This window comes from Mesorhizobium sp. WSM3866 (genome assembly GCF_002294795.1).
Taxonomy (GTDB): Bacteria; Pseudomonadota; Alphaproteobacteria; order Rhizobiales; family Rhizobiaceae; genus Mesorhizobium.
The window spans coordinates 132,047-138,840 of the sequence record NZ_NSGC01000014.1 but is presented as its reverse complement, the minus strand read 5'-3'; the positions used below and the strand labels follow the sequence as shown (position 1 = coordinate 138,840).

The 6,794-nt window shown below is 60.7% G+C and carries 4 protein-coding genes and 1 riboswitch; of the genes, 2 read left to right on the top strand and 2 right to left on the bottom strand.

Translation table 11 applies throughout. From position 1 onward, the window contains the following. Both CK222_RS26230 and CK222_RS26220 read left to right on the top strand, forming a co-directional pair. Positions 1–241 (top strand): DUF982 domain-containing protein (locus CK222_RS26230; RefSeq protein ID WP_245433271.1); only part of this gene is annotated, 241 nt, incomplete at its 5' end. A 272-nt stretch (positions 242–513) separates the two neighbouring features. Beyond that, positions 514–762, top strand: coding sequence for a DUF982 domain-containing protein (locus CK222_RS26220; protein ID WP_095776630.1), 249 nt, complete (start codon positions 514–516; stop codon positions 760–762). Positions 763–1,432: 670 nt separating this feature from the next. Here CK222_RS26220 and metE read toward each other — a convergent pair. Continuing rightward, positions 1,433–3,784 carry a 5-methyltetrahydropteroyltriglutamate--homocysteine S-methyltransferase gene (gene metE / locus CK222_RS26215; RefSeq protein ID WP_095802375.1) on the bottom strand — a complete coding sequence of 784 codons (2,352 nt, stop codon included), beginning with the start codon at positions 3,782–3,784 and terminating at the stop codon, positions 1,433–1,435. Positions 3,785–3,872: 88 nt separating this feature from the next. Then, positions 3,873–4,072: riboswitch (cobalamin riboswitch) on the bottom strand. 438 nt (positions 4,073–4,510) lie between these two features. Then, complete coding sequence (locus CK222_RS26210) at positions 4,511–6,640, bottom strand: prolyl oligopeptidase family serine peptidase (RefSeq protein WP_095802374.1); 2,130 nt, start codon at positions 6,638–6,640, stop codon at positions 4,511–4,513. Between the last annotated feature and the right edge of the window lie 154 nt (positions 6,641–6,794).

Here is a 6,794-nt window from a genome sequence, read left to right as displayed (position 1 = left end):
GGTTCTGGCAGGCTTCATCACCCGCCTCGATACGCCGCTCTCCTCAAACCGTCATCACCCAGTTTCAGCCATAGCTCCCCTGAGGGCATGCTACGATGCATACGATGGGCGCAAGCCGGTAAGCACGGCTCGCAACGCCTTTTTCGGCTTTGCGAAACGGGTCGCCATATTGGAAGATCCAACCTCGGCGATGAAGTGGATTGCCGCCTGCAGATCGGGCAGTGGAAAAGTGCAGGTGTAGCCTTCGACGACATGTTTGAGGCTGGCAAGGCGCGTCAAAGAGTGCAGTATGTTCAGGTTCCACAGCTAGACTACGCGAATGAGAAGCAGTTCCTCACCACCGACTCCAAGAGCGCAGATCGCACGCAACCTGACTATGGCCAGACGCAGCTCATGGCGATCGCTTGGTCGCCAATGGTCCGCTTAAGTGGTCCAGGTGCATCGGTCGCGTTCGACTGAGTAAACAAATACGACCCGGGCGGTTTGCCGCATAGTAGCTGTGGAGGAGGGGGGATGACCGGGTTGATCAGATTTGAGAGGCCAGTCGTTGTTCAGGTCAGCCGCCGCAGCTCAGAGCGTATCGTGTTCGACGTCAACGACGCGGCCGCTATCTTGCTGCGGGATCTGCATCATGAGACCGATAAACGCAGAATAGCGATGGAGGCCTGTCTGCAGGTGTTACGCGGTAAGACCCATGCGCCAGCCGCTCGACGAGCTTTCGTCGCAGCCGCGCTCGAAGCACGCATTCTACGCAACGATTGAGATTTATGACGCCGCTTGCGCGGTCCGAACACCGCTGCCGGCATCCGCCAGGAGCAAGCCAACCCCGCACTTTCCGCGATGGCTTTCCTGGTCGCGAGTGGGATCTTCCACCATCAAAACGCAACGGTCCGCCAGCCAAGCTGCGGTCGCTCGGCTTCGCCTTCGCGGCGATCGTAATCGGAGACAGAGGCAGACGGGCCATTGAGCGAGAGTTGGCCCGCTGCAGATGACAAAGCGCGATGCCGCCTCGATAGTCTACAGAAGTGCCGTTTGAATGTTCCCCTGCTTAGCGCTGCATCCGGTTTCCCGGAACACCCTTGGACCGGCGCCACGTGATCGCCGATGCCTCTCCCGATGATCGCCGATCGTCGGAGTGGAGGTCTCGGCGTCGGAAAGATGATAGTGATATTGGACTATCCCAATCCGGAGTAGTCCGAAACCCGCTGGAGGTCAGCCGTCTCGTTTCTGGCCGGCTCATTTGAGGGCCGGCCTTCGATCGCTCACCAGCCCCGGCCTTTGGAACAGCTGGCTTGGACGCGTTATAACAAGGCCCGCGACAGACCAAGCTTGCCGAGGTTTCGTCAGCGGCAGATCGATTTCTTTGGGTGAGCCGGATAGACTCGCCCGCGGTGTAGCGTCGCCGCTCACCGCCGGCGAGTGTCACCGAGCCCTACGCCGTCTGCGTTTTTTCCCGAATTGCGCGTGCCGCAGCCACCATGTTCGCCAGGGCAGGCCGGACCTCCTCCCATCTGCGCGTTTTGAGACCGCAGTCGGGATTCACCCACACTTGGTCATCCAGCAATCGTTCGCGCGCAAGCATGATGAGGTTGGAAATCTCGCCCACTTCCGGGACCCGCGGCGAGTGAATGTCATAGACGCCAGGTCCGATGTCGTTCGGATACTTGAAGGTTCGAAGCGTATCGAGCAGTTCCATCTGCGAGCGCGAGGTTTCAATGGAGATCACATCGGCATCCATTGCGGCAATCGCGTCCACGATGTCGCCGAACTCGGAGTAGCACATATGGGTGTGGATCTGGGTCGCATCGCTGACGGCCGTCGAAGCCAGCCGGAAGCATTCGACGGCCCAGTCGAGATAGGCCTCCCAGTCGGCCGCGCGCAGCGGCAAGCCCTCCCGCAGTGCGGCTTCGTCGATCTGGATCATCTTGGCGCCGGCCTTTTCAAGGTCGCTCACTTCATCGCGAATGGCGAGCGCGACCTGGCGGCAGACGGCTGAGCGCGGAAGGTCGTCTCGGACGAAGGACCAGTTGAGGATCGTCACCGGGCCGGTAAGCATGCCCTTCACCGGCTTCAGCGTTAGCGACTGGGCATATCGCCACCAATCCAGTGTCATCGGATTTTGTCGCGACACATCTCCAATGATGATCGGGGGTCGCACAAAGCGCGAGCCATAGCTCTGCACCCACCCGTGTTGCGTGAAGGCGAAGCCGCAGAGCTGCTCGGCGAAATATTGCACCATATCGTTGCGCTCGAATTCGCCGTGGACCAGCACGTCGAGTCCAATCTCTTCTTGCCAGCGAACGGCGGCTCTTATCTCTTTCTTCAGGAACGCTTCATAGTCGATGTAACTCAGCTGGCCTTTGGCATGAGCTGCCCGCGCCTTGCGAATCTCGGCTGTTTGCGGGAAGGAGCCGATCGTCGTGGTGGGGAAGGAGGGCAAACCAAATGCGTCGGCCTGAAGCTTGGAGCGGACGGGAAATGCGCTCTTCCGACGCGTCATGCCGACCTTGATGCTGGCGATCCGGCCTTCGACCAGGGGATCATGCACCTTCGCGGATGTCGCGCGAACGGCGGCAGCCTCAGCCGACGCCTCCAGTTCGGCGGCAACTGCGTCCCGGCCTTCGGCCAGGGCACGGGCGAGCACGACCAGCTCGTCGGTCTTTTGCGTTGCGAAGGCGAGCCACGACCTTACATCCGCATCGAGTGCCGTCTCCATGTCCAGGTCGATCGGCACATGCAGCATCGAGCAGGACGGGGCAATCTCCACCCGCTCCAGTGGCCAACCCGCGACGATCGACTTGATACGGTCAAGTATGGCAGGCAGGTTCGCGCGCCAGACGTTGCGTCCGTCGATCAGCCCGAGCGAGAGCACAAGTTCCTTCTGCGCGCGGCCCACGGCCTCCAACTGCTCTGGAGCGCGCACGAGATCCACGTGCAGTCCCGCCACGGGCAGAGAAATTGCGGTCTCGAGATTGTCTCCCAGCGATCCGAAATAGGTAGCGACCATGATCTTCAACTCGGGTGCTGCTTTCGACAGCCGGGAATAGGCGAATTGGAGCGCATCCCGTTCGTTGGGAATCAGATCGAGCACGAGCGCCGGCTCATCGATCTGCACCCAATCGGCTCCCGCGAGCTTTAGCCTCTGCAGGAGCTCCTCGTAGACAGGCAGCAGCCGTGGCAGGAGCGCGATAGGGTTGAAACCTTTCTCAGATGACTTCGCCAACTTGAGAAAGGTAACCGGTCCAAGCAGGACCGGGCGAGTGTGGATGCCGAGCGCCTTGGCCTCGAGGAAATGATCGACCGGTTTCACCGACGAGAGGGCAAAGCTCTGATCGTCCGTGAGTTCCGGCACTATGTAATGATAATTGGTGTCGAACCACTTGGTCATTTCCATCGCGGCAAGGCCGTGCCCACTGGCCGCATGCTCGTCACCGGCATGTCCACAATCCGCGGCCTGACCTTGATTGCCGCGCGCCATGGCGAAATAGATATCGAGTGGGACCTCGCCGCCAGTCCAGGCGTATCGTGCCGGCACGGCGCCGACCATGGCGACTGTGTCGAGCACATGGTCATAAAGTGAGAAATCGGTGGACGGGATTTTCGACACGCCGCGATCGTGCTGCTCCCTCCAGCTAGCGGCACGCAGCGTCTTCGCCGTCGCGAGCAGGTCGGCAGCGGGAGAATTTCCGGACCAGTAGTTTTCAAGCGCGAATTTCAGTTCCCGCCGTCGACCGATACGCGGCACGCCGAGCGTTGCTACAGCAATTCGTTGAGAGACAGTCATGCCATACCCCGATGGTTGGGGCGGGGGACAAGGAACGCGGGTTAGGCGGCACGAAGCCGAGCTACCGCGACCACCGGACACCCCGCCCGTGGACGTTGTTCGTCGTGGCAGGTCTCCTGGCTCGCGGGTCAAAGCCTGTGCCCGTCTTCCCGAGGCCGTTCGCCTCAGTGACATCAATGGGCTTGGCTCGCCGCTAACAGTTGCGGGGGCAGCGCCGGCATCGCACGGCTTCCCTCTTAGCTCCGCTACGGCAGTGCCGCGCGGAGAACCATGACATGCGCACAATCACAGCAGCTTCGCTGCTTGTCAATACCATATAACGAGATGTTTATGTGATTATGCGAAAAGCGCCTTGCGCTGGTCGGTCTCTTTCGTCCGAATATGCCCCCGAGCCGGGCAGGCGGAACTGCCCAAAGCTTGGCTCGCAGATCGGTGTCGTAGACGGGCGCGAGCAATAAGGGGGAGGTGGAGGGGGAGGGTAAGACGCGCAGGGGGATTTTGGAAACGCGACAGCCTGCTGTGCCAGCAGCACCAGGACGACGGCCGCTGCTACTCCCCGCGACACGTTCATTCGCTTTGTTGCCATGATATTTCTCCTTGCTCTTCAGAATTGTAGTCTGTGGTGTGAAGTGCTCCGTCGATTGATTGAGATCGACAAGGCGCTAGCGCGCATTGTGCAAACTGTACTCGCACGGTTTGTACCTTGTCCCAGTCCTCGACCTGTACTCACTCATCGGAAGTTCGCCCTTGTCGAGCTCCGGGTCCTTTATGAAAGCCATCGGCATGCCACCCGATCGCGCTGCGAAGAAAACCGATACCGAGGCTGATGAATGCGGCTCGCTCCCGATTGTCCTTGCCGTAGCCGTGCCCGCCCGCGCTGGGCTCGTAGAAGTAAGCGGGATAGCCAAGGGCCTGCAGCTTTGCCGCCATCTTGCGCGCATGGCCCGGGTGGACGCGGTCGTCGCGTCTCATGGTGGCGAGCAGGATAGGCGGATAGGGCTGTCCCGACGACGCGGCGTGATAGGCCGAGATTTCACTCAGGAAAGCCCAATCGTCAGCCTTGTCGGGATCGCCATATTCGTCGATCCAACTCGCGCCTGCCAGAAGCTTGGTGTAACGGCGCATGTCGACAAGCGGAACCGTGCAGAACAGCGCGCCGAAACGCTCAGGATAGCGGGTAAGCATGTTGGCGATCAGCAGGCCGCCATTTGAGCCGCCCTGGGCGGCAATCCGCCTCGGCAGCGTGATGCCCCTTCGCACGAGATCGGCGGCAACGGCGGCGAAATCGTCATGGGCGAGACGCTTGCCCTCCCTGCGCCCGGCTTCGTGCCAGCAGGTGCCGAACTCGCCGCCGCCGCGGATGTTGGCCACCACACACGTGCCGCCGCGCTCGAGCCACAGCTTGCCGAGGGTGGAGTTGTAGGAGGGCAGGAGCGATATGCCGAACCCGCCATAGGCGGTAAGGTGAACTGGGGCATCTCCGTTCCCGTTTGGTGGACCGACCTGCGTATAGGGGATCATCTCACCATCGATCGAGACTGCCTCGTGGCGTGTGATCACCAGTGCGGATGCGTCGAAATTCTCCGGGCTGCGCTTCAGAATTGCTGAAGCGCTGAGAGGCGGCGCGGCCTTGAGATCGAACAGCAAAAGCTGCGGCGGCGTGATCGGATCCTGAACGCAAACCAGGACCTCCCCATTGGTCTCGTGATCTGCCGCATCGAGTGACCAGAGGTGAACAGTCCCTTGCGACGGCAAGGCGTCCAGGGCTCGGCGTGTCCATTCCTGCGGGCCTGGGGTGAACACCTCGAATCTCGGAGCGAGGTTCGCCAGGTAGTGGATAATGAGCTTCCCGTCATTCCAGAAGAATGACTGCAGACAGCGCCTCTCGGCTGGTTCAAACAGGGTACTAAAATGACGCTCTCCAGCAAGGAAAGAGGAAAGCGAAATGCCGATTAGTGCGTCGGCGCTATAGGTCGTCCCGGCGACCGTCCATGGTTTGCGCGGCTTTACCGCCAGCCAATCGCCGAAGTTAGCCCACCTGGCGTCCTTCGGAAGATCGATCTCTGTCTTCGGCCCGCTTCTATCACCAATGTGGACTTTCTTCGCGAGCCAGGCCAATTGCTCAATGAACCACAAGCGCTCGCCCTCGGCGGTACGGTCCAGATGGCCATTCACACCGAGGGTTTCGGAACCGGTCTCGAAGATTACCGGCGCGGTGAGCGGATCCGCGCCACGCTTCCACAGTCGCACGGTGCGTGGGTAGCCGCAGCGCGTTGCCATGCCATCGCCAAGCGCACTGCATAGCACAAGAGTGTTGGGGTCGAGCCAATCAATGTCGCCCTTGGCCTCTGGGAGATTGAAACCGTCGGCGACAAAGCTGAGAGAGCTCAGGTCGAATTCGCGATGCACGACCGCATCGCTGCCGCCGCGCGACAGGCGCAGAACGGCTCTTTCCCGTCTCTCCGGCTCGATCAACGCACCACTCCAGACCCAGTCCTCTCCGTCGCTAGCCGCGAGCGCATCCAGATCGAGCAGTAGCTCCCATTGGGCGTCCGCGTTCACGTAGAGGGCAAGGGTGGTTCGGCGCCACAGTCCTCGCGGATTGCCAGCATCTTGCCAAAAATTGTAGAGGTACGGACCGCAGCGCGTGACCAGGGGAATCCGGCCGGGACGATCGAAAATCGCCGTAAGCGCCGCCCGGTCGCGCTCGAACTGCGTTCCCGCGAAGTCCTTCAAGGTTTTCGCCGACTGGTTGGCGGTCCACGAAAGTGCCCGTTGGCCATCCACATCCTCAAGCCAAAGATGGGGGTCATCGTCGGGCGCATTCAGTGTTGGGCGGAAATCGAATTCAGTCATGTCCGAAAGACCTGAGGAATGAAAGCGCAATGGCTCTCGTCTGCTCGAGAAGGCTCAATTTTTGCGGTGACGCCCGTACGTTCGAAAAGCGTGACATGGATGAAGTTCTTCCCAGTTGGTGCGGCGTCGCAGTGCTTTTTGCGCATAGGACCGC

Excerpts from the sequence above, each read along its gene's own strand:
- metE (WP_095802375.1), bottom strand. The coding sequence starts at position 3,784 with ATGACTGTCTCTCAACGAATTGCTGTAGCAACGCTCGGCGTGCCGCGT.
- CK222_RS26210 (WP_095802374.1), bottom strand. The coding sequence starts at position 6,640 with ATGACTGAATTCGATTTCCGCCCAACACTGAATGCGCCCGACGATGAC.
- CK222_RS26220 (WP_095776630.1), top strand. The coding sequence starts at position 514 with ATGACCGGGTTGATCAGATTTGAGAGGCCAGTCGTTGTTCAGGTCAGC.